Source organism: Pseudoalteromonas tetraodonis, assembly GCF_002310835.1.
Classification (GTDB): Bacteria; Pseudomonadota; Gammaproteobacteria; order Enterobacterales; family Alteromonadaceae; genus Pseudoalteromonas; species Pseudoalteromonas tetraodonis.
The window spans coordinates 83,187-108,733 of the sequence record NZ_CP011041.1 but is presented as its reverse complement, the minus strand read 5'-3'; the positions used below and the strand labels follow the sequence as shown (position 1 = coordinate 108,733).

The window sequence follows — 25,547 nt, the reverse complement described above, 5'->3', positions numbered from 1 at the left end:
AGTAACGGCCCACAATGAAATACAAAGATCTACGCGATTTTATCGATTTACTTGAAAAACGAGGCGAATTAAAACGCATCAGCCAAGAAATCGACCCGTATCTTGAGATGACCGAAATTGCCGATCGCACACTGCGTGCTAAAGGCCCCGCTTTATTATTTGAAAACCCGAAAGGGTATGACATGCCTGTTCTAGCTAACTTATTTGGTACACCTAAGCGTGTAGCAATGGGCATGGGCCAAGAAGATGTCAGTGAATTACGTGAAGTTGGTAAGTTATTGGCATTTTTAAAAGAGCCAGAGCCACCAAAAGGCATTAAAGAAGCCCTTGGACAAATTCCGGTATTTAAGCAAGTCCTTAATATGCCAGCCAAAGAAGTAAAAAAAGCGCCTTGCCAACAAGTTATTTTACAAGGTGACGATGTTGATTTAACCAAGCTTCCTATTCAGCATTGCTGGCCTGGTGATGCTGCGCCTTTAATTACTTGGGGTTTAACCGTTACCAAAGGGCCTTATAAAAAGCGTCAAAATTTAGGGATTTATCGCCAGCAGTTACTTGGCAAAAATAAAATTATTATGCGTTGGTTATCTCATCGTGGTGGCGCGCTTGATTTTCAAGAGTGGTGCAAAGAACACCCTGGTGAGCCGTATCCGGTATCAGTGGCATTAGGGGCTGATCCTGCCACAATTTTAGGGGCGGTTACTCCGGTCCCCGATACATTAAGCGAATATGCTTTTGCCGGTTTATTGCGTGGCAGTAAAACGGAAGTGGTTAAGTCTATTTCGAATGATTTACAAGTACCGGCCAGCGCAGAAATCGTGCTTGAAGGGCATATTATGCCAGGTGAAATGGCACCTGAAGGCCCTTATGGCGACCATACGGGTTACTATAATGAAGTCGATGACTTTCCCGTTATGACAGTCACTCATATTACTCATCGTAAAGACCCTATTTATCACAGTACCTTTACGGGTCGTCCGCCTGATGAGCCAGCTATTTTAGGGGTGGCTTTAAACGAAGTATTTGTGCCAATTTTACAAAAACAGTTTCCAGAAATCGTTGATTTTTATTTACCGCCAGAGGGCTGCTCGTACCGTATGGCCGTGGTTACGATGAAAAAACAATACCCCGGGCACGCCAAGCGCGTAATGATGGGGGTTTGGTCATTCCTACGACAGTTTATGTACACTAAATTTGTTATTGTCTGCGACGATGACATTAACGCCCGAGATTGGAACGATGTAATATGGGCTATTACTACCCGTATGGATCCTGCACGCGACACCACGTTAATTGAAAACACGCCAATAGACTATTTAGACTTTGCATCGCCTGTCTCTGGCCTTGGTTCAAAAATGGGCATGGATGCAACCAACAAATGGCCTGGCGAAACAACCCGTGAGTGGGGCGAACCTATTGTTATGGATCAAGCCACTAAAGATCGCGTTGATGAACTTTGGGATAGCCTAGGTATTCTTTAACGACTTTGGTCTAGGCTATAAACTCACCCTGCGGATATGCTACTATTGCTCAAATAAAGTGCGTATCCGCTAATTTAAGGTAAAACATGCAAACATTACACGCTGACGTTGTTTCTATCAGTCCACTAACAGAATTTGTTCATAAAGTTATTTTAAAGCCGCAGCAACCCGTCACATTTGAAGCTGGCCAATATTTACAATTGGTTTTAGGTGAAAAAGATAAACGTGCGTTTTCAATTGCAAGCCGTCCTTCACAAACGGATGCTTTAGAATTACATATTGGTGCTTCAGTTGCTGACTCATATGCTATGCAATCGCTAGAGCACCTTCGTAGTGCCCACAATAATAATCAAACCGTGACTATTGAAGCGGGCTTAGGTGTTTCTCAACTACGTTTGCAGTGCGAGCGCCCTATTATTTTACTTGCTGGCGGCACAGGCTTCTCTTACGCAAAATCAATGGCCGATCACCTTGCTGAAATAAATTGTCAGCGCCCAGTGCTATTTTATTGGGGTGTTAAAGAAGAGTCTGCGCTGTATGCACACACCGAAATGAAAGCTTGGGCAGATAGTCATAAGCACTTCGAATTTATTCCTGTGGTAGAAAATCCTACTGACAGCTGGACTGGCCATACTGGCTTTGTACATAAAGCGGTTATGCAGGATATCATCTCGCTTGAACCTTATGATATTTACATGGCAGGTCGTTTTGACATGATAGGCATAGTGCGCGATGACTTTATTAGCCACGGAGCCATTCGCGAAAACATGTACGCAGATGCATTTGCTTTTATAAAGTAAAAGATAGCAGATTATTTTTAAGGCACCTTAAGGTGCCTTCGTTGTTTTTATTACCCGCCATTACCGCTGCGATGATTGTTATTACCTATTAAACTCATCAACATAAACAATTTCCTAAAACCCAATCTATAAACCATACTTTGTATAGAACATTCAGCGGGAGAAACCTAAATGCTAAATACAAAAGTAAAAGATTTTATGCAACACAAGTTGCCTCATATCACCCCTAATACAGAAATGACGACCGCCATTGCAGAACTACAAAAATTTAAATTGCTTGGCGCCCCAGTATTTGACGATAACAAGTTGCTAGTAGGTTTTATCTCTGAGCAAGAGCTACTCAAACCCCTAATGCAAAGCAGTTATTTTTGTGACGGTATGGTAAAAGTGTCGCAGTTGATGCAAACAGAAGTTGTGACGGTCAGCGGTGATACCAATATCATGGAATTAGCAGAACAAATGCAACCTGGTAAGCCAAAGAATTATCCCGTGGTTGATGGTGACGTTGTAGTTGGCATGATCAGCCGTGCCGATATTTTAAAAGCACTTTATGATAATTACGTTAGCTGTCAAACTCACATATAAACAAAAATGCCACTGTAAACAGTGGCATTTTTTTATAGTACAGGTGATTAACGCTGTGCGACTTTGGTTTTGAGTGCCTGTTTATCTGCATCACTTAAATACGCAATCTCAAGTGCATTGGCTTGCGCTTTTTCCATATCAGCTTGCGATAAACCAGCTTGTGGCGCTGCAGTTGCGTATTCGTACTCAATTTCAATCCCTTCAACAGCCGGATCATCGGTATTAATGCTGGCCAAAATGCCATGATCTAAAAACTGTTTAAGCGGATGCTTAGTTAAATCATTCACTGTGCTGGTTTGAATATTACTGGTTAAGCACGATTCAATACCAATACGGTTATCACGTAAATAATCCATTAGCGTTGAGTCTTCAATCGCTTTAACGCCATGCCCTATTCTGCTTGCGCCAAGCCCGTTTAATGCCTGCCAAATACTGGCAGCACCCAATGCTTCGCCAGCATGCACAGTAACCGCTAAATATGCATCGCGAACTTGTTTAAAGTGATCAACAAACAGTTCACCAGGGTAACCAATTTCGTCACCCGCTAAATCAACCGCGACCAAATCATTTTTAAAAGCAAGTAAAGCATCCAGCTCGTGTTGACAGGTTTTAACACCGTAAGTACGAGATAAAATACCAATTAAGTTTGCTTTAATATCAGCATCTTTTGTTGCACTTTTAATACCATCAACCACGGCTTCAACAACGCCCTGAGGATGTAAACCTTGGCTTTGTGCCATATAGTAAGGGCTAAAACGTAGTTCTACGTAATCAAGGCCTTGCGCTTGTGCATCTTCAATGTTTTCTATCGCAATTCGTCTACAAGCATCATAATCACCCAGTACCGTGACCCCCCAATCAAGCTTTTGTAAAAATGCCATTAGGTTTGGCTCAGGATCAATAACTTGAACATGAGGAATAAGTGCTTCAACATTATCTGCTGGTAAAGCTATATTAAACTGACGACCAAGTTCTAGTATGGTTTGCGCGCGTACATTCCCATCTAAGTGACGGTGAATATCTAGCAAAGGTATTTTTCTATTAATCATAGTAGCTACTCGGTTGGATTAAAATTGCGCGAATGATACGCAGGTACAGTAATATTTCAAGTGTAGAATATTTAAAATGGCGCTTGGAGGTCTTATGTCTGCCTTTTGTACAAAAATAACTGTTACTTATCTAAGCGAGATAAACAATACCAAAGCGTTTTAAATAGCTCATCAGCTTCAATAGGCTTGGTCATGTAGCTATCCATTCCAGAGGCAATCGCTTTTTGAGCGTCTTGTTCGTGAGCGTTGGCGGATAAACCAATAATAGGTAAATCAAAAAAACCTAACTCATTACGAATCACTTTTGTTGCTTGTAAACCATCCATATTAGGCATTTGAATATCCATTAATACTAGGTCGTAGTTTTTTTCGCTAAGCATCGCAATCGCTTCTAAGCCATCATTTGCGATATCAGCAATACCGTGTTTAGTTTCTAAAATAGCACTTACAACATGTTGGTTTAATGGGTTGTCTTCCACTATAAGTAATTGATATTTTTCTAAAGAAATATTACTGACATCAATTTTTGATAAAGCATCAGCACTGTATTTGGCTTTTGGCAGCGATGAATGAACTGGTAAGCTAAAAGTAAACGTAGATCCATGCCCCTCACTGCTTTTTAAATCAATAGCCCCTCCCATCAATTCGACCAATTTTTTACAAATACTCAAACCTAAACCAGTACCACCGTACTGACGTGACGTTGAGCTATCTGCTTGAGAAAAGGGTTTAAAAAGCTGTTTTTGAGCTGCAGAGCTAATGCCAATCCCGGTATCGTTAACACTAAAATATGTCATTTTTGATGATTGCCAAATCTTTAACGTAATACAGCCCTTTGCGGTAAATTTTACTGCATTATTTAATAAATTAAGCAGAATTTGCTTTAAACGAATAGGATCGGTATTGAGAATTAAATGCGCATCGCTGTCATACTCTAATTTTAAAGAAAGCGATTTACTCTCCACCTCAAATTGCATTAAACCGACGATGTCTTCGGCTAATTGCTTGAGGTTCACAGGCTCTTGCATTAACTCAAGTTTACCGGCTTCCATTTTAGAAAAATCGAGTACATCGTTTAACACTCTTAATAATACACTTAGAGCACCATCAGCTTGCTCTATATAGCCTTTTGCTTGCTGCCAATCCTGTTGTTGTAGCGCTAAATAGTGCATACCCTTTATGCCATTTATTGGCGTGCGTATTTCATGACTCATGTTGGCTAAAAACTGACTTTTTATAGCGCTGGCTTCATCGGCCTTTTGTTTTTCTTGGCGTAGCGTGAGTGTTTGCTTTGCCACTTGTTCGCGAATCCGAATATTGGTAGCCGTCACAGAGATCAAAAATATAATCAACAACCACACAAATAACATACCCACTATTTGCGCTAGCCAGTATATGAACCACGATGATTTTAAAACGGGTTGATGCAGCTCAACGCGCCACATTCGCTGACCAATTAGCAACTGATATTTTTTTAGTAACACCATAGAATGATGCTCTGCAATATAAAGTGCCTGCTGTTTTTCAGCATTATTAATATCAAAAAAACTAATCGCAATACGCTCATTAGAGTCAAACGACAGCGACTTAGAAAGTTTAGCTAAGCTAACTACGGCAACAACAAATCCTTTAAAATCGCCTTCTGTTACCACATTTCCAAAAACGGGATACATAAAAAATACACTTAATTCTTCGTTATTCGGTATCAGTGCTGTCGGTTCACTGATCACCAATTCATTAAGTACTTTAGATTTAGTGAGTGCTGTGCGTACTTGCTCGTTTGAACCTAAATCAAACCCAACAATATCTTTCATTCCCCTAAGTGGGTTTATATATTTTACGGGGTAATAGAGCTCTCGATAGGGGGCTTTTTGCCATTGCCCATTCGCTGATTTTTGTTTGATAAACGGGTTTTCGCTATCAACTTGCTCAATCCATGATTGATACTCGGCACGAGAATCATCAGTAATCGCAGGAACCCATTTAAAAGCAAGTATTTCTTCACTGTAGCTTAATTGTTTAGCTGTAAACTGCGTAAACTCACTAAAACTAACGTCTTCACTATTTGCTAAAAAACCACTTAATAAAGATAGATGCGCAATGATCTCATCTAACTTTTGATTTATAGCGCTTTGAGTCGCAAGCACTTTCGTTTCTTGCTTTTGAGTGTCTTTTTGTTTTTTTACACTCGCTGCACCATAAAAACTAATACTAATAATCGCATAAATAAGTAATGCAGGAACAATAACTTGTAGTCGATGGCGCATTTCAGAATAGTGAAATACAGCTAATAGCAATGGGGTAAAAATTAATACGCCAATGCTGTCACCTATCCACCAAGTAATAAAATTATCCAGCGCATTCGCAGCAGGGATGATCTGGTTAAATACTAATAAACTCGTGCCAGCAATAGCGCCTATAACACAGCAGACAGGACCTGCAATTACTAAGCTTTGAATACTTAATTTTAACGATGAAAGGTCTAGAGGGGCTTTTATTACTTTTGTAATTATTTGCGCGCCAAGCCATGCTTGCAAAAAAGCAGCGAAGCTGAGGCCCACTGCATGTAACAAAATTTGCCAGTTTAAAATATCAGTAACATGGTCTAAATGAATTAAATTAATCAGTAAAGAACCAGCAATAATGCCTAAGTAAGCGCGATGGCGCCATAATAAAAAACTGGCTAGTGCAATGCCTGCAGGTGGCCAAGAAGCCACGGCATAACCGTCAACTGCGAGTAATAAATTACTAAGATAACCAGTAAAAAAATAAGCGCATGCAAGACTAAAAGAGAGTGTAAACACATTTTTCATAGCCTTCGCTCCTGCGCTTTTAATTATTGATTTATAAAATATAATCCATTATTGATAGAGCACAAGCGCCTTATCTAATTGTGCGCTGTGTTTATAGCTTAGTATAGCTTGTTGTCGATACTGTGATTTGTTATCACTATTAAGCGCTTTGTCGAATACTCGTGCAGCTAAATCATAATCACCTTGGGCATTCGCTAAACACGCCAATGCTAATAATAACGCGTTATTGTGCTCATCTTTTTTCAACCGTTCTTGAATGCTTGATTGCAGCTTGTAAGCATTACTTGGCGCAGCTTCACGTAAAATGTCGGCAAGTTCAGAGTGGTGCTTAGCGTGTTTGAGCATTTTAATTAACTCGTTTTCAATACTCGCCAACTGCCCTGTTTTTGCCATTTGAGTTAAGTACGCAGTGTGCGCATGTACTTGCAATTTCTTACCTAATTGCTGGTACTTACTGGTTAGCTCATCACTCGCTTGAGCAGCAAAATAAGCTAAAAACACCTGCTGCCACTGCTTATCGCTCAATGCATCTTTACGTAATAAGCGCGGTAAAAAGTCTTCTAATATTTTAAAGTGCTGCTGTTGCACCAACACTTCAGTGTACAGTTTAAGCTCAAGTACCGTGGCTTTTTTAGATTCAGCCGCCATCCGTATTTGCGGTTCAATAACACTGCTGTCGCCACTGGCTAACCATAGTTTAGCCACTTTTAGTTGCTGCTTAGGGCTTATTTCAAACAAGTATTCCAGCGCTTTATCGGGTTGATTATTTGCCAGTGCAGCTTTTGCTAGTAACGCCAAACGTATGTCTAAAAATTTAGCTGGCACACTGTTACTTGATAACGCGCTTTCCACTTGCGCGTAATCGTCATTAATCAAGCTCCACAGTGCTTGCTCTATAGCTGCATGCTTGCGCTCTTGGCTGCGAGCAAAAAATCCATGTTTGGTATTTCTGTAAATAGATAAACAGTAGCGTACGAGTTTATAAGTTAAATACAAAGCCGCTGCGCTCAGTGCCGCCATAATACAAAACGAAACAATCGTACCTTCTATGGTGGTGTTATTAAATGAAATCAGCACATAGCCTTTTTCATCTAACACGAAAGGAGTGATCGCTAATACCAATACGATAGCGACAATAAAAATGATCAACCCTATCATTGTGCCCACTCCTTAACTTGCTGAGTACTTTGCAATGTCACCTCAGGGTTAAAGTTAAGCGGCTCTTTTTCAAGGTTTACTAAAGTTTGTAGTACCACTTTTGTGGCATTATCATCTTGCTTAAAGTATTCAGTAACTAAACGTTTTGTGTCGTTTAAGGCGCTAAAATAGATGCTGGCTTGCTTGCTCATTAGCGCATCTTGCGCCTGAGTAATATTGAGCTTTATGCGCTGATTAATCAGGTGGCGCTCTCTATCAGTTAATAGCGGCTCTATTAATACCCCTTCGTGATGGCGAATTGTAATAAAGCTATCAACTATTTTATTCCAGCTATTTCGGATGTTTTGCTGCCAATCACTCATATTTTCAGAGAGCGCGTTTTCGTCAGTTACTGACGCTTCTTCTGGCAAATTAACCGCATTAAATACCAAGTTATCGATACGATCTCTTACACTATTTAACTGTAAGTAAATCGCCTCTGTTGCAACGGGTTTAATGCTATCGAGCGTTTGTATGTCTTGTATAATTGCTTGGCGCAACTCAAGCGTGCCTGGGTGGTCGCTTAAAAGTGAATCTAAACGTTTAAGCACTGCACTTGTGCCTTGGTAATCTTGTTCAGCCCACAATTTAAATTCAGCCATGCGTTGTAAGCTAGTCACTTCTTGTGGGTTTAATGTGTTACCACTTTGCTGCACTTTTTGCAGTGCTGCTTTTAATGCTTGCTGATTTTTTACAGAGTTTTCATTGAGCGCCATAGCAATTTGCTCTTCGCTCTTTTGTAACGCTTGCTGTAGACTGAGTTGCTCAGACTTAAGCGCTTGCAGCTCTTGCTGCAATATCTTATTTTGCTCTGTTAATGCATTAACCGCTAAATTTTGCACTTTACCGGCATTGAGCTTTTGATAAAACTCATAACCCACGCCACTAGCAACAAGTAACGAAATCACCAACGCTAAACTGCCCACCTTACTCACTTTATGGGTATTATTTTGCGTTTGATTATTGGCTTTTGCAGTGTCGTTTTTAGCGGTATTAGACGTGTTATTGGCTATTGGTTGCGCTGCTGCTTTTTCTACTTTTGACGTCGCTGACTGTTCACTCATTTTGCTACCTTGCTGATTAATGCAGGCAAACATAGCGTGGTCGCTAGCCCCTGCCGCAGTATGTATATGTGTCGAATTTATTTTTTGCTGTTGTAAATAATCGCCAATACGCTCACTGGCAACATAAAATTCGCACTGTTGTAACCATGTTAGTTGCGCCGCGGTAAGGGTATTAAAAATGGCATCAACGGCGGCATTACTAGTAATGACTATACCGTGTACATTCTGGCTTTGCCAGTGGTCTATCCAGTCAGCGGGTTGTTGCGCTACCGGCTCACGCTGATACACCACACAATTATTTAAAAAAGCACCGCGTTGTTTTAAGGTTTTTGCTATCTCAGGCCGCCCACCAATACCTTTAACCAACACGATATTACTGCCATCAACCTCAGCCAATGACTTAAGCGCCAGCAACCCCTCAGAATCATGTTGTTTTGGTAAAGCAGCACGTACACCAAATACTTCATAAATGGTGTCGGCTGTTTGTTGGCCAACACCATAAAACTGCGCTTTGGTGTTAATTGCAGGCTTAAGCGCACTCAGTGCATGTACTGCATCTTGCGAAACAAAAATAATTTTGTCGGCATTAACCAACGGGCTTAGCTCAACGCTGGTTGGGGTTAAATACGTTATTTTTAGAACAGGACACAAAGACGCTTGATAACCCGCTTGCTCAAGTTGCTGTGCAAGGGCTGCGCCTTTTCCTTCGGGCCGAGTTATCAAGATGTGTTTCATTATGCGTCTCGATATACGTCAGCAAGGATTTTATCTGCGCCTTGTGCTAAGAGTTTTTTAGCCAGCTCAACTCCTAATTTTTCCGCATCATCAACATGCCCACTAATTTCATCGCGTAAAATTTCGCTGCCATCAATCGCCCCAACTAAACCACGTAAATGCACTTGCTCACCATCAACCAATGCATAAGCACCAATCGGAACTTGGCAGCCCCCTTCTAAGTGGCGGTTCATTGCGCGCTCGGCATTAACACGAATACGAGTTTCACTGTGCTCCAGCGGAGCTAATAAGGCTTTAGTAACTTCATCATTTATACGGCATTCAATACCGACAGCACCTTGACCATTAGCAGGTAACGACACTTCTGGCTCAATAAAGTCACGAATACGTTCACCCATTTCTAAACGAATTAGCCCAGCCGCTGCGAGTATAATCGCATCGTATTGACCACTATCAAGCTTTGCTAAACGTGTATTTACATTGCCACGTAAGTCACGAATTTCTAAATCTGGACGCAACGCTCTGATTTGGCATTGGCGACGTAAACTTGAGGTGCCAACAATGGCGCCTTGCGGTAACGCATCAATATTGGCAAAATTATTTGAGACAAACGCGTCACGCGGGTCTTCACGCTCACAAATAACGTGTAACTCTAAATCATCTGGAAATTCGACTGGCACGTCTTTCATTGAATGCACTGCAATGTCTGCTCGCCCATCAAGCATGGCTTGTTCTAGTTCTTTTACAAATAAGCCTTTACCACCAATTTTAGCCAGTGGTGTATCTAAAATAATGTCACCTTGAGTCGACATAGGCACCAGCTCTACACGCACGTCATCGTGAAAATGCTCTAGCTGCGCTTTTACAAATTCAGCCTGCCACAGTGCCAATGCACTTTTACGAGTAGCAATGCGAACTAACTTTGTTTTTTCAGTCATAAAATATCCATTAATAATTACTGGGGTCTGTTGACCTTCCAGGATTAAAACCTGTTCTATCTGAGGGCGATTTAATCAGCTAAAATTCTAAATTCTTTTTGCGCAATGAGTAAACCTCGCTCATCAACCACATCAACGCGCCAATTCCCTAACTGGGAATCCATAATATTTTTAGTTGAGTAAGTTCGGTAGCGCGGAGAAGTAACTTTGAGCGACACTTCCGCCATCACTTCGCCTTCAAATAACCAAATATGCTTTACCTGCTGACCTTGTAAGTTTTTAAGCTCACTAAAAAATGACAATGATTCTTCAAATTGGCTTAAACGCACATCGGCGGCAAATACATTGGTTGGTTCACGATTACTCACACTGCGCGTCAATACGGCTCGGCTAATAGTAGCTGTATCTATTTTGGCACCAATGGCCACACTCGCAACTTGTGCTGATTCAGCAAATACTTTTTGCTCAGCCTGTTTTTCACTGGCCGTTTCGGTTTCAGGCGTTTGGTTATCTGTTGCAGCCATGGCTGCTTCTTCAGGCTCAGCAGTGAGCGTTGGCTCTACTTCTTGCTCAATAATACTTTGTTGAACTTCAGGCTCTGTTGTTACTTGTTCGGTAATAGGAGCTGGTTTTTGCTCATCTGGGGAAAGGATTTTAGGTGCTGCAATTGCGACACTGCTCAGCGGCTCCTCATCAGCATCTGTTGCGTTTTCACTCTCTGCTGATGCTGCAGTATCATCGCTTAGCGACACAATTGCTGTTTGTTGCTCAGTAAAATCGAGCTGCTCATTAGGATGCGGCGCCCCTTGATCAGCATTCACAGCGCTAGACAGGCCGTAAATAACCGCTGCAGAGGTCATAATCACCAACATAGAAATACTCACAATCCGACGCCAATGCCACTCATAGCTCACGCTGGGTTCGCTAACCTGTGGTTCACGTTTTACATTTGCTGTTATTACTATTTTTTGACTCATTTTGACCCTCAGCGGCTCCTAAACTAACTTAAGCGAGAAATTAACCATTGGCGCACAGCTTGTAACTCTTGTGTACAAACCTGATGCCCCATAGGGTATTCTTGCCAACTCACATCCATGTTATGCGTTGATAATACTTCAAACGCACTTCTACCCGCGCTATGCGGTACAACGTCATCTTGGCTCCCATGAGCCATAAATATATTTAGCTGTGTTTGCTTTGCTTCATCAGCCAATTTATGTGGCACACACATATAGGTTGATAGTGCCATAACGCCAGCAAGCTTTTGCTCTAAACGCGGGGCTAAATGTAGCGATATGACGCCACCTTGTGAAAATCCCGCTAAAATAATTTTGTTCGCCGGTATGCCGTTAGCCATTTCTTGCGTTATTAATTGCTCAACTTTTGCTGCAGACTCCCTAACCCCTTGTTCATCTGCACGTTTGTCTAAATCCATCGATTTAATGTCATACCATGAGCGCATCTGCATACCGCCGTTAATAGTAACGGCCTGCATAGGCGCATGCGGAAATACAAAACGCACACCTAGTTCACTGGGTAAATCGAGCTGTGGCGCTACTGGGGCAAAACCGTCACCAGAATCACCCAAACCATGTAGCCAAATAACCGTGGCTTTATGCGTTCCCTGAGCTGGGTATTGAACAAACTCTAAACTCATAGCGATGATTGCCACTTAATTTCTTGACCCGCTTGACGTGTTGACGCTTCATTGATGAAACTCCAAAACTCTGCGCCTGAGCGGTTATCAATCCATTGACCATCACGCATTTCAAAATGGTGACCGTTAAATTTTGTTGCCACCCACACTTGATGCAACGGTGCTTGCTTATTAATCACAATTTTACTGCGATCTGGAAAAATAATTTCTAAAATACCTTGAGCCGATTCATAATCTAAATCTGCTTCACAATCATCAACTTGTTCTTCAATTGTGAACATAAGAGCTTCTGCTAACTGGTGATATTCGTGATCAGTCATCGTTAATTTCCTTTGCAGGCAAGACGCCTAAATAATGGGTGCATGTTTGTACAGCTAGTGTAACAGGAATAAAATCATCCGCGAATAGCTGCATTTTTTAGATATTCTGTTACTCTGCGATTATAAAGCCAGCAACCGTATTAATCTAATGAAAGCGACATATACCTTACAATTAAAACAACTATTAATCAGCACCGTTTTGTTGTGTGCGTTAGCTGGCTGTGGTCAAAGCGGCCCGCTGTACTTACCAGAGCAGCCTACTGAACAAAATCAGCCAACAGACACCCCCAACAAGCAAACACCTATTGAGCAAAAACAGGAGCAGTAAATGGATTTTTTTAATTATAAAAACAACCAACTATTTGCTGAAGATGTCAGCGTAGCAACGATTGCACAGCACTATGGTACACCGTGTTATGTGTATTCAAGAGCGACGTTTGAACGCCATTATTTAGCGTTTGCCAATGCAGCTCAAGATCATAAAAGCCTAGTGTGCTACGCCGTTAAAGCAAATTCAAATATTGCAGTATTAAATATACTGGCGCGACTTGGTGCGGGTTTTGACATTGTTTCAAAAGGCGAGCTCGCGCGGGTCATCAAAGCGGGAGGCGCAGCCAATAAAGTGGTGTTTTCTGGGGTTGCTAAAACCGCTGACGAAATTGCTTATGCGTTAGAATTAGGTATTAAATGTTTTAACGTTGAATCAATCTCAGAGCTTGAGCGCATTTCAGAAGTAGCGTGTGAGCTTAATCTAGACGCGCCAATTTCTATTCGTGTTAATCCTGATATTGATGCTAAAACACACCCGTATATTTCTACTGGCCTAAAAGAAAACAAATTTGGCATTGGTATCGAAACCGCGTTAAGTGTGTACCAACATGCTGCGTCGTTACCTGGCTTAAATATAGTTGGGGTTGATTGTCACATTGGCTCACAGCTGACACAAACCAAACCGTTTTTAGAGGCGCTTGATAAACTACTGGCATTAATTGATGAGTTAAAAAATGCAGGTATTGAGTTAAGCCATTTAGATATTGGTGGAGGCCTTGGCGTAACCTACAACGACGAACAGCCTCCCCACCCGAGTGAGTATGCAGCACAAGTAACACAGCGCCTTACTAATTATCGCCACCTTGAACTGATTTTTGAACCAGGGCGAGCTATTGCCGCTAACGCTGGGATTTTAGTGACTCAGGTTGAGTTTATTAAGCAAAATCAAGACAAGTACTTTGCGATTGTTGATGCGGGTATGAATGACATGTTGCGCCCATCACTTTATCAAGCGTGGCAAAAAATTATTCCTGTCTCGGTGCGTGATGACGAAACACCTACCCACAACTATGATGTGGTTGGGCCGGTGTGTGAAACCGGTGACTTTTTAGGTAAAGACCGCCCTCTAGCACTCAAACAAGGTGACTTGTTAGTGCAGCGTAGCGCTGGAGCATACGGCTTTACAATGAGTTCAAATTATAACTCACGCCCACGGGTTGCCGAAATAATGGTAGATGGTGAGCAATATCATCTTATTCGCGAACGCGAAACCATCGAGAGCCTGTACCAAGGTGAGAAAATTTTACCATAAACGTTTTTGTTACCTAGCTGCTCTGTGGCATGATTAGCGCAGAGCAAAACCGAATTAGAGCGCTATGTTAGTTAATTTTTCCAAAATGCACGGCTTAGGTAACGACTTTGTTGTGATTGATAATATTACACAAAACGTTTTTTTATCCCGTGATCAAATCAAAAAGCTGGCCGATCGCCATTTCGGCATTGGGTTTGACCAATTACTGATGGTTGAAGCCCCTTACTCACCCGATCTCGATTTTCACTATCGGATTTTTAATGCCGACGGCCACGAAGTAGAACAATGTGGTAACGGCGCCCGTTGCTTTGCCCGCTTTGTGCGCATGAAAGGCTTAACCAATAAACATAAAATTAGCGTTTCAACTAAATCGGGTAACCTCACCCTGTATATTGAAAAAGACGGCCAAGTAACGGTTAACATGGGACACCCTAATTTTGAGCCGAGTAAAATCCCGCTTAAAGCAACCAAACGTGAGCTGACTTATATTATTCGTGCAGAAGAACATACCGTTTTTAGTGGTGCTGTTTCTATGGGTAACCCGCATTGCGTCATGGAAGTAGACGACATTGAAACGGCACAAGTGAGTACCCTTGGCCCGTTGCTTGAAAATCATGAACGTTTTCCACAGCGCGCAAATATTGGCTTTATGCAGGTTATTTCTCAAGAACACATTAAACTCAGAGTGTGGGAACGTGGTGTAAGCGAAACACTTGCTTGTGGTACCGGTGCGTGTGCCGCTATGGTGATTGGCTTTATTCAAAACAAGCTCACCAGCACAGTGCAAGTTGATTTACCAGGCGGTAGCTTACAAGTTCGCTGGAGTGGCGAAGGCCACCCAGTGCGTATGACAGGCCCCGCTGAACATGTATTTGATGGACAAGTTGCACTATGAGTGAATTAACTAAACAGCAAGTAATAGATTACTTACAACAGCACCCTAATTTTTTAATAAATCAACCTGCGCTATTAGCTCAACTTGAGTTACAACAGCAAGTTCAGGGTGCGACTTCGTTAGTACATATTCAGCAACGTCAACTACGTGAACATAATACTCAGTTAAAACATCAAATCGAGACGATGACCAAGCATGCCACGCAAAATGAACTCGTGTACCGCTTGTTCAGTCAATGCCATCGTCAGCTTTGGAGCAATTACGACTTTAATACTTTGGCAAGTAACTTACGCAACATTATTTGCATGAGCCCGACTATTAATGAGTGCAAACTCGTAAGATACGACAGCGCGTTTGAGGGCTTAGTAAAGCATAGATTGTCAGATAGTAATCATTATTTAGGGCGGGTAAATCAGCAAGAGCGCGACTTACTCTTTAACGAGGATACCCAATCGACCGCCCTGTATTTAATTGGCGAACCCACTAACCCCTACGCAATTTTGGCTTTTGGCAGCCACGATGAGAACCACTTTGAGCCCTCACAAGATAACTTATTTGTGTTAGATTTTGTACGCTCATTACAAATACGGTTACTGGAACTGGCATGAGCGACGACACGCCAAATATTAGCGACTTAAGCGATAACTGGCGTACACCCATCACGTTATTTAGTGATTACTTAAAATTTGAACGCCAGTATTCAGCGCACACCGTCAATCAATATGTTAGCCAATTAGGTTTTGCCGCCTTGTATTTTAATAAGCTATGCGACAATTGGTTTGCCGTACAAAGTGAGCACATTCGCCGTTACAGCATGGCGCTGCGTGCTAAGCAACTGAGCGGCAGAACAATCAGCTTAAAGCTAAGCTGCATTCGAAGTTTATATAAGTTTTTAAAAGCAAAAAATATTACTGAGCAACCGCATTACCATAACCCCGCGCAAGGGATAAAAGGCCCTAAATTTTCCAAGCCTTTACCTAAAAATCTTGATGTTGACCAAATGGCACGTTTACTCGAAATACCCGATGACGATCCACTTGCCATTCGAGATAAAGCCATGATGGAACTCATGTATTCATCAGGTCTGCGCATTAGTGAGTTAGTTGGTGCTAACATGCAGGATATAAACGCCCGTAATGGTGAAATACTGGTACGTGGTAAAGGTGCAAAAGAACGGCTAATACCGGTTGGCTCTAAGGCCCTTGATGCATTAAAGAAATGGCTCGCGGTTCGGCCGCTATTTATGGGCGCAGACGAACACGCGGTATTTTTAAGTAGTAAAAAAAACCGTATCTCTGTGCGCCAAGTCCGTTTGCGAATGCAAGAATGGGGCATTAAACAAGGTATAAGCTCACAAGTGCATCCGCATAAATTACGCCACTCATTTGCGTCGCATATTTTAGAATCGTCTGGCGATTTACGAGCAGTACAGGAGCTATTAGGCCACAGTAGTTTATCTGCAACCCAAGTTTATACTCATTTAGATTTTCAGCACTTGGCTAAGGTGTACGACAACACCCATCCACGTGCTAAAAAACGAACCGATTAGGGTAATAACCATGATCCGATTTAATCGCGCAATTTCTCCTTTTTCTGTACTAAGCTTTGACTTAGACGACACCTTATACGACAACCGCCCAATCATAACCGCAGCCGTTCAGGCGCAAATTGATTATTTAAATGCGCTGCCAGGCTATAAAAAACAGGGGCCACAGTTTTGGCAACAATGCCGTGAGCGAGTTGTTCAACACCAACCTGAACTCATTGATAACGTCACTCAGTGGCGTAAACATACCCTACGCTTAGTTTTGTCTGAGCTTGGTTTTAAAGACGATGAAGTAGAGCATCATGCACACAGTGCTTATCAAGCATTTGCTGATGCGCGCAGTAATATTGAAGTGAGCGAAGACGTACTAACATTGCTCGATAAACTAAGCCAGCACTACAAATTAATTGCCATTACTAACGGTAATGTAGAGGTTGAGCGTTTTAATTTAAAAGATAAGTTTGAACTGGTGCTGCAAGCTGGCTTGCACGGTAAAGCTAAACCACATACGACCTTATTTGATCAAGCTGCAACACATTTGCGTATTAACAACAGTGAAATTTTACACATAGGTGACAGCCTTGATAGCGATGTGCAAGGTGCTAATAACGCTGGCTGCCAGTCTGTGTGGTTAAATAATCAAGCACAAGCCTATGCCTACAAAGGACTTGCTGATATTGAAATAACCAACATTCATGCGTTAACCCACTTAATTGGTAAATAAACTATGCTTGTTTTATTGGCTCAATTGAATATAAATCAATCATAAGATAGGTTAGGGGTAATTACTTAACAATATCTTATAATAACAAGGACAGCGTATGACACTCACAAACTACTTAACAACGCTCGCGAATGAGCCTAAAAGCATTGGTTTTGCTGATACTATGGCCGTTATTGATGAGCATTATACTTTTACAGCGTGCAGCTTTAGTAACCATGGGTTATTGAGCTCTGCGAGTGAGAATAACGGTTCATGCAAGATTTTTGCATTTGCAAAGCTCAATGGTCTTAGTAAGCAAAATACATTAGATTGTTTTGGGGCATTTTATCGCGAAGATGTGCTAAACAACCCAGATGCAGACGACCATATGAATATTCGCACCTTTATGTTAGCGCCTGAAGCCACCCCATTTTTAGGTGTTACCTTTGATGGTACGCCATTAACAGCAAAAAAATAACGCTCCAATCAGCGTTATTCAGCCACTATTAGCGGTTTTTCCATAAAGTAACGAGTGCCATTAAGTGGGTAATTATCAAGTTGATATTTAACTTGGTAACCCCGTTTTTCATAAAAAGGTTTGGCTTGAAAGTCTAAGGTGTCAAGCTGAGCCTGAACGGCACCCATTTCAATTGCTGCATTTTCAAGTGATGTTAATAACGAATCAGCCAAGCCATTGCCTCGTACCGATTCATCGCACCATAACCAGCTTATTAGCAACCAGTTACCAAACACGTGACCGCTTATGCCTGCAACTAACTCACCTTGTTTATCGAGATATTTAAAGCCAAGAGGTTGACGCTGTGCGTCGAAGTGCTGAGCATTAAACTCAAGCATGTGCTCGCGCAGTGCTTGATTTAATTGCTCAGAATTATCGGTATGTAATAGGTACATTGGATGATTCCAAATAAACCTATATTAGCAAATACCTGATATTAAAACAGGTTGTTTTGCCCAAAGGGCACTTCGAGCATATTACTGGAAATTTTTTCCGGTTGACCACACATTTCATCATAAGCACTGGTGTGCCTTAGCATCATTTGTGCATAGGCGATATCTTCAAAGCGTTTTTGAATATGTAATGGGCTTAGTGCCTTCACAAATTCACCATTACTTTCTTGTACATAGTATTCAACATTATTAATGACAACAGACACTTGGTACAAGGCCATTTCCAGTGAATGAACAACCACTTTTTGTAATGGCTGATGCTTTTTTAGTTCTGAAAATTGAATACCCATAGTAACCTACCTACTGTTAAATTAACTGTCCAAGTAATCAATACGCAGCTTTGCTATAATCGCGATCAATATTTTTTAATTACACTGCATTATGGATACAAAAATTCGACTTGCTAAATACATTGCTCATGCCGGTATTTGCTCACGAAAACAAGCGTCGCGCTTGATTGATGAAGGCGTTGTCATCGTTAATAATCGCCCCGCGAATCATATTGATCATGTGGACGAAAACGACCGTGTTATCGTTAATGGTCACGCCATTAAAGGCCCAGCCGATTTAGTGTACTTTGCCTATCACAAACCGGTAGGGATTGACTGTAAACTCAATCATCACGACCCCAGCAGCCTTATTCATCACCTGCCTCAACTTACCCGTGTTTACCCTATTGGCCGCCTTGATAAAGATTCTCGTGGTTTAATTATCTTGACCAACGACGGAGACTTTTGTAATCAACTGATTCATCCAGACTTTCATCAACCTAAACGCTACTTAGTCACTGTGAATAAACCATTAGACGCGCATTTTTGTGAAAAAATGGCGGCAGGCGTCCCCGTTGATAAGCAAATAACACGACCTTGTGAAGTAGTTAAAATAGCGAGTAATCAATTTAGTATTGTTTTAAAACAAGGGCTCAACAGGCAAATACGTAAAATGGCGCATTACTGTGGCTACACAGTCATTGATTTATACCGCGTACAGATCAGTGAATTACTATTAGATAATTTAAACCTCCCAGAAAACCACTTTATAAAAATTAACAAAAACGATATTTTAAGCCAATAAGCTCACACTAATCCCCTTCCTTTAGCGTGATTAAAAAACAAAAAATAAACTTGCAAAAATAGATTACAGGTGTAGTCTTAAATAAAAGATTACACTTGTAGGCAATAAAATGATCGAATTATCAAAAGCAGAATTTGAAGTGCTGGATGCACTCTGGATTAACTACCCCGCCACAGCCAGCCAAATTATTGAGCGTTTAAGTGACGATAAACAATGGCACGAAAAAACCATTAAAACCTTATTGGGTCGTTTAGTAAAAAAAGGCGCGCTTAGCTTCGAAAAAGACGGCCGCCAATATATTTACACCCCCTGTATAAAGCGTGCTGATTACACTTTAAAAGAGAGTAAGAACTTCATAGAGCGCTTTTTTAGTGGTCGTATTGCCCCTTTGGTAAGTGGCTTCGCTAAATCGGAGCAACTCTCTCAGCAAGATATCAACGAGCTTAAAAAAGTCATTGATGACTGGGAAAAGAATCAAAAGTAAGGAGTTAGCATGGCGATTCAAATAGGATTTAATTGGCTCATTGAACAGCAGCTATTATTAAGTCTGTTGTTTGCAGGGTTTGTTTTACTTGAGCGCTTTGGCTTAAAAACCCTTGGTTCACGCTTTGTGTATAAATTAGCTTGGTTAATACCTGTATCAGTTCTGTTGGCTAATTTACCTAGTGCAATTAAACCACTGCAAAATAGCGGCATTAGTTACTATTTAATTACACCTAATCAGGTACTTACAAACAGCTTGAGTGTTAGTTTAGCGCTACTGTATGTCATTATTACCACGGTCTTATTAATTGCCGCTGTTGTTACCCATACCCGATTTGTTAAAGGCCTACAGCTCACTGAGTTAGCGCATTTTAAGCAATTAACAATAGGAGTACAAACTTATACCAGCGCTCAGGTGGCTACGCCCATGGTCATTGGTGTTTTTAATAGCAAACTGGTATTGCCGCACAATTATAATACTCAGTTTGATAATACTACTCTGGCGCTTATTCTAGAGCACGAAAACGTGCATATAAAGCGCAAAGACAACCTTATAAATGTGCTGCTATTACTGGCTACAATTTTATTGTGGTTTAACCCTCTGGCTTGGATGGCTTACGCAAGCTGTAGACGTTTGCAGGAGCTGACTTGTGATGAACGGGTACTAAGCAATAAAACCACACAGCAACAAATTTTATACAGCAAAGCCTTAATAAACTGCGCTGCCAATGCGCCAGCGGGTCTGATGGCTTATTCACACTACGGAGATAAAAAAACCATGTTACAACGACTTACTAATATCAAACATAACGGCGCACATTCGCGCCTAGCAAAAGGAAGCGTGTTACTTATCGCTGCGAGCTTGCTCAGTGGCTTAGCTGTAGCAAAGCAACCTGAAGCATCAGCTAAAAAAGAAACATCTATCGCTCCCGTAATGCGAATCGAACCGCTTTACCCAAAACAAGCGGCGGAACAAGGCATTAGCGGTTCAGTGGTATTAAAATACGACATAACCCCAGCAGGCAAAACAGCTAACATTACTGTTGTAAAAGCTGAACCAGAAGCAGTCTTTAACAAAGAAGCTAAAAGAGCACTGATGCAATGGCAATATACACCTTCATCAATGGGACAACAAAACGTACTAATACAACTTGATTTTGCACTCAACAGTACAGTTACAAAAAGTGATTTAATAGAGCGAGTTAACATATCGCATTAATGGGAATAGGTGTTTAAGACTATAAAGCAAGCACCCTTTTAGGCTGCTTGCTTTGTGGTTTTTGCTTATTCTCGTTATAAACTGACGGCGATCATGCCAATAGCGGTGCCTATTCCCACCAGCCAAGTGATCGAGCGAATAATATCGAGGTTTAAATAATAAAAAGTACAAAATAAAATACGCGCTACAATATGCATCATCGCTAAAGTTTCGGTTACGGCATTAACATTGTTTGTGCCTAATACAGCAGCCAAAGCAACGGCAAAAACCGCTAACGATTCAAAACAGTTTTGATGAGCAGCCAGCGCACGTGCTCCGAGTCCTGTAAGTTGTGTTTGTTGTTGCCGCGGATGTTTATTATCGTAACCACCGAGCTTATTCATTTCTATAATAGCTGGGATTCTCGCAACATAAGGCATGATCACTGCAATTAAGGCGCAAACCAATAAAGTCGTCATTATAATTCTCAAGTTATTATTTATGACCCAAAATAACACAGCAAATAGAAAAAAGCCGCCAAATATAAATAACCTGAGCTCTGGCGGCTAGCAGTAACATCCCTCACACTATAGCCGATTTAAGCAGTGCGTCACTGTGGCAAATTGTCGCAGGTGATGAATATTCATTATGCCTTTTTGATGGTCGCTTTAATGCCAGAGTACTGCTAAATTAGCTCTCCACTTTTTTGTATGTTATTTAAGATGATTTGGATTTTACTCACTATTTTTGCCGCATTTATGCAGTCATGGCGTAATGCGCTGCAAAGCAAATTAAGCGCTCATGTCAGCGTTGCTGGCGTTACTCTAGCCCGCTTTATTGTCGCAAGCCCTATTGCAGGGCTGTATTTATATGCGCTTTATTATTACCAAGGTGCGCCTCTCCCTTCATTTAATCCTTTATTTATTAGCTATATTATTGGAGCCAGCATAGTGCAAATTATTGCCACAGGGCTCATGGTGAAGTTGTTTAAAATGAACAATTTTGCAGTAGGCGCCGGCCTTGCTAAAAGCGAAGCGCTAATGGCGGCGATATTAGGGTTACTATTTTTTGGTTCGGCGCTTTCATTTTTAGGTTGGATTGGTGTATTTATTGGCGCACTCGCTGTATTGCTATTAAGCGGCATTGCGAATGTGAAACATTTTAGCTTAAAAACCGCCTTAACAGGGCTTGCTTGCGGTACTTCGTTTGCGTTGTCATCGTCATGGATCCGCGAAGCAAGTTTAAGCTCGGGTATAGCTTTTCCTTATGCACCAGCGTGGGTTTTGTTACTGATTATTAGCTTGCAAACACTGATGTTATGTATATACATTGCTTTAAAAGAGCGCCATACCTTTAAAATGATGTATCAATATAAGAAAATGACAAGTGCAGTGAGTGTATTTAGCTGCTTAGGTTCCGTCGGCTGGTTTAGTGCCATGAGCTTACAACATGTCGCCTATGTAAAAACACTCGGTCAAATAGAAGTATTTTTTACCATGTTAATCTCGATTTTATGGCTAAAGCAGCCGCTAAAGCGCCAAGACAGTGCGGGGCTAGTGCTGATTGCAGTGGCTGCCATATTGGTTATGCTGCCAAGTAGTTAAAAAAAGCGCAGGTATAAATCTGCGCTTGTTTTTTAATCTAATAATTAATGACTAATTTTTAAGGTGATGACACCACAAATAATCATTAATACACCAGCAATACGGCCAAAAGTGGCTGCATCACCGTAAAATAATATGCCAACTAAAAACGTACCTGCTGCGCCAATCCCCGTCCATACCGCATAAGAAGTCCCCATAGAGATTTGCTTTTGCGCTAACCAAAGCATAAAGCCACTTGCGACCATAAACGCGATTGCAATTGCAATGCCTTGCCAACGGGTATCTGGGTTTTGTGAAATTTTTAGGCCTATTGGCCAACCAATTTCAAGTAACCCTGCAATTATTAAGTACATCCACGCCATTAAACATCTCTCTTTTTCAATATCACTTCATATAAATCACTGCGGCGGTCTTTTAAGTTACGCACGGTACCTTCACTGTGAAGTATTTTTAACTTGTCCATATCTAAGTCGCTAAATAATAGCATTTCGGTATTGGTGGTGGCCTCATTTAGTGTGGCATCGTGTGGAAATGAAAAGTCAGACGGTGTAAGAACAGCAGATTGCGAATACTGCACATCTAAACTTTCTACTTCGGGTAAATTACCCACCGAACCTGCGATAACCACATAACATTCGTTTTCAATAGCGCGCGCTTGTGCACAGTGGCGAACACGTAAATAACTATTTTTGGTGTCGGTCCAAAATGGCACAAATAAAATATCAAGCCCTTGGGTTGCTAAAATACGCGACAACTCTGGAAACTCAACATCGTAACAAATTTGAATCCCTACGCGACCGGCATCGGTTTCAAATACCGCTATTTTATCACCGCCTTGAATCACCCAATCATTATGTTCATGCGGGGTGATATGAATTTTACGTTGCTCATCTATTTTGCCACTGCGGTGGCACAGGTAACTTACGTTATAAATTTTATCACCCTCGGCAAGCGGCATAGAGCCGGTGATAATATTTGCGTTGTACTCAATTGCCATCCGCGACATCGCGTTTTTAAAAGTCTCAGTGTATTCAGCTAAATAACGAATGGCTTCGGTTTGATTACTTTGCTCAGTTAACCCCATCAGTGGCGCGTTAAAGAACTCCGGAAATAAAATAAAGTCGCTTTTATAATCAGACACCGTATCAACAAAATATTCAACTTGCTTAAGCATTTCTTCAACCGACTCAACACAGCGCATTTGCCACTGCACAGCCCCTACACGTACAATTGATTTAGTCGACTCAATAACGGTATCGGTTGGCTCAAACATAATGTTATTCCACTCAAGTAACGTGGCATAACCTACTGATTCTTGATCCTCTGGAAGGTACTTTTTAAGTAAACGCTTTACCTGAAAATCGTTAGCTAATTGAAAGCTCAATATTGGATCGTATATCTCTTTTTGATCCACCTTGGCAATGTATTCCATTGGCGTCATATCGTCGCTGTGATTGTAATAACGCGGAATGCGGCCACCCGCTAAAATAGCGCGTAAGTTATATTGGCGACATAATTCTTTACGGGCATCATAAAGACGACGCCCTAATCGCATGCCTCGGTACTGCTCACTAATAGCAACATCTAAACCATATAGCGCGTCACCGGTGGTATCACTAAATACACGATCATGGCCATCAGCAATATCTTCATAGGTGTGCGGGTTCGAAAAACGTGCATAATCTACTTGGACACTCAGCGCTAAACCCACCAGCACGCCATCATCAACAATACCAATTTGCCCTTCGGGGAACTGATCTATAAGTCTAAAAATTGTATGGCTTGGCCATGCGCCGCCTAAATCAGGGTACGCTTCGTCCATCAAGGTTTTAATTTGTGGGTATTGTTCTCTGCTTAAGTTACAAATTTCAAGATGGGTTTTTTCTGCCGACATATACAACTCCTTTAGGCACGTAAAAATCAAAAAAGCTGAACAAATGCTCAGCTTAATTAGGTTTATGCGTTATGGTTCGCGCTAGGCGCTACTTTAAACTGCGATAAAAAAGGGTGGTTACACGCTCTTTTGGTAACCAGTTTGCATATTCAAGGCCAAGTTCTGATAATGGATCGGCTTTGAGGACTTGCTCTAAACTGGCATCGTTTTGCATAGCATTAAGCATAACATCTTTCGCTTTTTGTACCAGCTTACGATACGTCATTAGCCCTGAACGGTCGCTTATCGGGCCATGCCCTGGAATAACGGTTGTTTTTTCATCAATTTGTTTGATCACATCATCAACCGCCGCTAAAACACCATCAACACTACCGCCACTATCTACATCAACAAAAGGTAAGCTTCCAAAGTTAAAATATATATCGCCCATGTGCACTATGTTGTCGTTACTAAAAAAGATAACCGAGTCGCCATCTGTGTGTGCATTTGAGTAGTGCACAACATGCGCATGCTCATTGTTAAAGTGCAGTTTTAAATCATGGCCAAAACTAATACGCGGTAAGTAATCAGAACCCTCACCATGTTTTTCTTTTAAGCGTTTGTGTACATTGTCGTGAGCAATCACATGTGCGCCCGCTTTGGCAAAGTTCTCGTTACCCCCAGTATGGTCGCCATGATGATGGGTATTAATTACAAACTCGGCACTGCCTGGCTTTAAGTCGCTAATGGTTTTTTTTATATCGTCGGAAAGCTTGGCAAACTGATCGTCAATAATATAAATGCCATCATCCCCCACGCTTGCGGCAATGTTACCGCCTTGACCAAATAACACGTAAACATGTTCACTTAATTGTGTAGCCGTAACAGGGTTTTCATCCGCAAATGCATAATTGCTTAACAGTAAACTGGTGATTAATGCCGGTAGTAATTTTTTCATTTTTGTTTTCCTATAATTGCTTT

The 25,547-nt window shown here is 41.4% G+C and carries 28 protein-coding genes; 14 read left to right on the top strand and 14 right to left on the bottom strand.

Annotated elements, in window-relative coordinates; all coding sequences use genetic code 11:
* The first annotated feature begins 14 nt into the window (after positions 1-14).
* The 3 genes from ubiD to PTET_RS00535 all read left to right on the top strand — a co-directional run bounded on the left by ubiD (position 15) and on the right by PTET_RS00535 (position 2,866).
* Entirely contained in the window at positions 15-1,481 is a 1,467-nt protein-coding gene (ubiD, locus tag PTET_RS00545) for a 4-hydroxy-3-polyprenylbenzoate decarboxylase (RefSeq protein WP_013463739.1), read from the top strand.
* Between the two features lie 86 nt (positions 1,482-1,567).
* Positions 1,568-2,281 (top strand): NAD(P)H-flavin reductase, encoded by a 714-nt coding sequence (gene fre / locus PTET_RS00540; protein ID WP_096038075.1) that lies wholly within the window; start codon positions 1,568-1,570, stop codon positions 2,279-2,281.
* A 171-nt stretch (positions 2,282-2,452) separates the two neighbouring features.
* Entirely contained in the window at positions 2,453-2,866 is a 414-nt protein-coding gene (locus PTET_RS00535; RefSeq protein WP_013463737.1) for a CBS domain-containing protein, read from the top strand.
* 47 nt (positions 2,867-2,913) lie between these two features.
* Here PTET_RS00535 and add read toward each other — a convergent pair whose 3' ends face one another.
* From add to cyaY, 8 genes are all read right to left on the bottom strand, one after another.
* Complete coding sequence (add, locus tag PTET_RS00530) at positions 2,914-3,915, bottom strand: adenosine deaminase (RefSeq protein WP_096038074.1); 1,002 nt, start codon at positions 3,913-3,915, stop codon at positions 2,914-2,916.
* A 122-nt stretch (positions 3,916-4,037) separates the two neighbouring features.
* Positions 4,038-6,728: an ATP-binding protein gene (locus tag PTET_RS00525; protein ID WP_096038073.1), complete on the bottom strand. Its 2,691-nt coding sequence runs from the start codon at positions 6,726-6,728 to the stop codon at positions 4,038-4,040.
* Between the two features lie 48 nt (positions 6,729-6,776).
* Positions 6,777-7,886, bottom strand: a complete 1,110-nt coding sequence (locus PTET_RS00520; protein ID WP_096038072.1) for a heme biosynthesis HemY N-terminal domain-containing protein — start codon at positions 7,884-7,886, stop codon at positions 6,777-6,779.
* Positions 7,883-9,724, bottom strand: coding sequence for a uroporphyrinogen-III C-methyltransferase (locus PTET_RS00515; RefSeq protein ID WP_096038071.1), 1,842 nt, complete (start codon positions 9,722-9,724; stop codon positions 7,883-7,885). The genes PTET_RS00520 and PTET_RS00515 overlap by 4 nt, the downstream gene beginning before the upstream one ends.
* Positions 9,724-10,662: a hydroxymethylbilane synthase gene (gene hemC, locus PTET_RS00510; protein ID WP_013463732.1), complete on the bottom strand. Its 939-nt coding sequence runs from the start codon at positions 10,660-10,662 to the stop codon at positions 9,724-9,726. The genes PTET_RS00515 and hemC overlap by 1 nt, the downstream gene beginning before the upstream one ends.
* A gap of 71 nt (positions 10,663-10,733) precedes the next feature.
* Positions 10,734-11,639, bottom strand: coding sequence for a DUF2914 domain-containing protein (locus PTET_RS00505; protein WP_096038070.1), 906 nt, complete (start codon positions 11,637-11,639; stop codon positions 10,734-10,736).
* A gap of 23 nt (positions 11,640-11,662) precedes the next feature.
* Positions 11,663-12,319, bottom strand: coding sequence for an alpha/beta hydrolase (locus PTET_RS00500; RefSeq protein WP_024601983.1), 657 nt, complete (start codon positions 12,317-12,319; stop codon positions 11,663-11,665).
* Entirely contained in the window at positions 12,316-12,639 is a 324-nt protein-coding gene (gene cyaY / locus PTET_RS00495) for an iron donor protein CyaY (RefSeq protein ID WP_013463729.1), read from the bottom strand. The genes PTET_RS00500 and cyaY overlap by 4 nt, the downstream gene beginning before the upstream one ends.
* A 148-nt stretch (positions 12,640-12,787) precedes the next feature.
* Here cyaY and lptM point away from each other — a divergent pair, with 148 nt between their 5' ends.
* The 7 genes from lptM (at position 12,788) to PTET_RS00460 (ending at position 17,843) form a co-directional block, all read left to right on the top strand.
* Positions 12,788-12,967, top strand: a complete 180-nt coding sequence (lptM, locus tag PTET_RS00490; RefSeq protein ID WP_013463728.1) for an LPS translocon maturation chaperone LptM — start codon at positions 12,788-12,790, stop codon at positions 12,965-12,967.
* Positions 12,968-14,221: a diaminopimelate decarboxylase gene (gene lysA / locus PTET_RS00485; RefSeq protein WP_016900217.1), complete on the top strand. Its 1,254-nt coding sequence runs from the start codon at positions 12,968-12,970 to the stop codon at positions 14,219-14,221.
* Positions 14,222-14,285: 64 nt separating this feature from the next.
* Positions 14,286-15,116, top strand: a complete 831-nt coding sequence (gene dapF, locus PTET_RS00480) for a diaminopimelate epimerase (protein WP_013463726.1) — start codon at positions 14,286-14,288, stop codon at positions 15,114-15,116.
* A complete protein-coding gene (locus PTET_RS00475) occupies positions 15,113-15,724 on the top strand; it encodes a DUF484 family protein (protein WP_096038069.1) in 612 nt (203 codons plus the stop codon). The genes dapF and PTET_RS00475 overlap by 4 nt, the downstream gene beginning before the upstream one ends.
* Positions 15,721-16,665: a tyrosine recombinase XerC gene (locus PTET_RS00470; RefSeq protein WP_096038068.1), complete on the top strand. Its 945-nt coding sequence runs from the start codon at positions 15,721-15,723 to the stop codon at positions 16,663-16,665. The genes PTET_RS00475 and PTET_RS00470 overlap by 4 nt, the downstream gene beginning before the upstream one ends.
* Before the next feature lie 10 nt (positions 16,666-16,675).
* Positions 16,676-17,386, top strand: a complete 711-nt coding sequence (locus tag PTET_RS00465) for an HAD-IA family hydrolase (RefSeq protein ID WP_013463723.1) — start codon at positions 16,676-16,678, stop codon at positions 17,384-17,386.
* Between the two features lie 97 nt (positions 17,387-17,483).
* Positions 17,484-17,843: a HopJ type III effector protein gene (locus PTET_RS00460; RefSeq protein WP_016900219.1), complete on the top strand. Its 360-nt coding sequence runs from the start codon at positions 17,484-17,486 to the stop codon at positions 17,841-17,843.
* Between the two features lie 14 nt (positions 17,844-17,857).
* On the opposite strand, the gene PTET_RS00455 is transcribed toward PTET_RS00460, so the two are convergent.
* Positions 17,858-18,277: a GNAT family N-acetyltransferase gene (locus PTET_RS00455; RefSeq protein ID WP_096038067.1), complete on the bottom strand. Its 420-nt coding sequence runs from the start codon at positions 18,275-18,277 to the stop codon at positions 17,858-17,860.
* A gap of 41 nt (positions 18,278-18,318) precedes the next feature.
* Positions 18,319-18,624: a DUF6482 family protein gene (locus tag PTET_RS00450; RefSeq protein WP_013463720.1), complete on the bottom strand. Its 306-nt coding sequence runs from the start codon at positions 18,622-18,624 to the stop codon at positions 18,319-18,321.
* Positions 18,625-18,715: 91 nt separating this feature from the next.
* Here PTET_RS00450 and PTET_RS00445 point away from each other — a divergent pair, with 91 nt between their 5' ends.
* The 3 genes from PTET_RS00445 (at position 18,716) to PTET_RS00435 (ending at position 21,110) form a co-directional block, all read left to right on the top strand.
* Positions 18,716-19,408 carry a pseudouridine synthase gene (locus PTET_RS00445; RefSeq protein WP_013463719.1) on the top strand — a complete coding sequence of 231 codons (693 nt, stop codon included), beginning with the start codon at positions 18,716-18,718 and terminating at the stop codon, positions 19,406-19,408.
* 109 nt (positions 19,409-19,517) lie between these two features.
* Positions 19,518-19,892 carry a BlaI/MecI/CopY family transcriptional regulator gene (locus tag PTET_RS00440; RefSeq protein WP_013463718.1) on the top strand — a complete coding sequence of 125 codons (375 nt, stop codon included), beginning with the start codon at positions 19,518-19,520 and terminating at the stop codon, positions 19,890-19,892.
* A gap of 9 nt (positions 19,893-19,901) precedes the next feature.
* On the top strand, positions 19,902-21,110 hold the full coding sequence (locus tag PTET_RS00435) for a M56 family metallopeptidase (RefSeq protein ID WP_096038066.1): 1,209 nt from the start codon (positions 19,902-19,904) through the stop codon (positions 21,108-21,110).
* 74 nt (positions 21,111-21,184) lie between these two features.
* On the opposite strand, the gene PTET_RS00430 is transcribed toward PTET_RS00435, so the two are convergent.
* Positions 21,185-21,568, bottom strand: coding sequence for an MAPEG family protein (locus PTET_RS00430; protein ID WP_096038065.1), 384 nt, complete (start codon positions 21,566-21,568; stop codon positions 21,185-21,187).
* Positions 21,569-21,811: 243 nt separating this feature from the next.
* Between PTET_RS00430 and PTET_RS00425 the strand changes: the two genes are divergently transcribed.
* Positions 21,812-22,693 carry a DMT family transporter gene (locus PTET_RS00425; RefSeq protein ID WP_096038895.1) on the top strand — a complete coding sequence of 294 codons (882 nt, stop codon included), beginning with the start codon at positions 21,812-21,814 and terminating at the stop codon, positions 22,691-22,693.
* Positions 22,694-22,737: 44 nt separating this feature from the next.
* Here the strand turns inward: PTET_RS00425 and PTET_RS00420 are convergent, their stop codons facing one another.
* From PTET_RS00420 to PTET_RS00410, 3 genes are all read right to left on the bottom strand, one after another.
* Positions 22,738-23,055 (bottom strand): DMT family transporter, encoded by a 318-nt coding sequence (locus tag PTET_RS00420; RefSeq protein WP_016900225.1) that lies wholly within the window; start codon positions 23,053-23,055, stop codon positions 22,738-22,740.
* On the bottom strand, positions 23,055-24,587 hold the full coding sequence (locus PTET_RS00415; RefSeq protein WP_016900226.1) for a bifunctional GNAT family N-acetyltransferase/carbon-nitrogen hydrolase family protein: 1,533 nt from the start codon (positions 24,585-24,587) through the stop codon (positions 23,055-23,057). The genes PTET_RS00420 and PTET_RS00415 overlap by 1 nt, the downstream gene beginning before the upstream one ends.
* An 88-nt stretch (positions 24,588-24,675) precedes the next feature.
* Positions 24,676-25,524 (bottom strand): MBL fold metallo-hydrolase, encoded by an 849-nt coding sequence (locus PTET_RS00410; RefSeq protein ID WP_013463711.1) that lies wholly within the window; start codon positions 25,522-25,524, stop codon positions 24,676-24,678.
* Positions 25,525-25,547 lie beyond the last annotated feature (23 nt).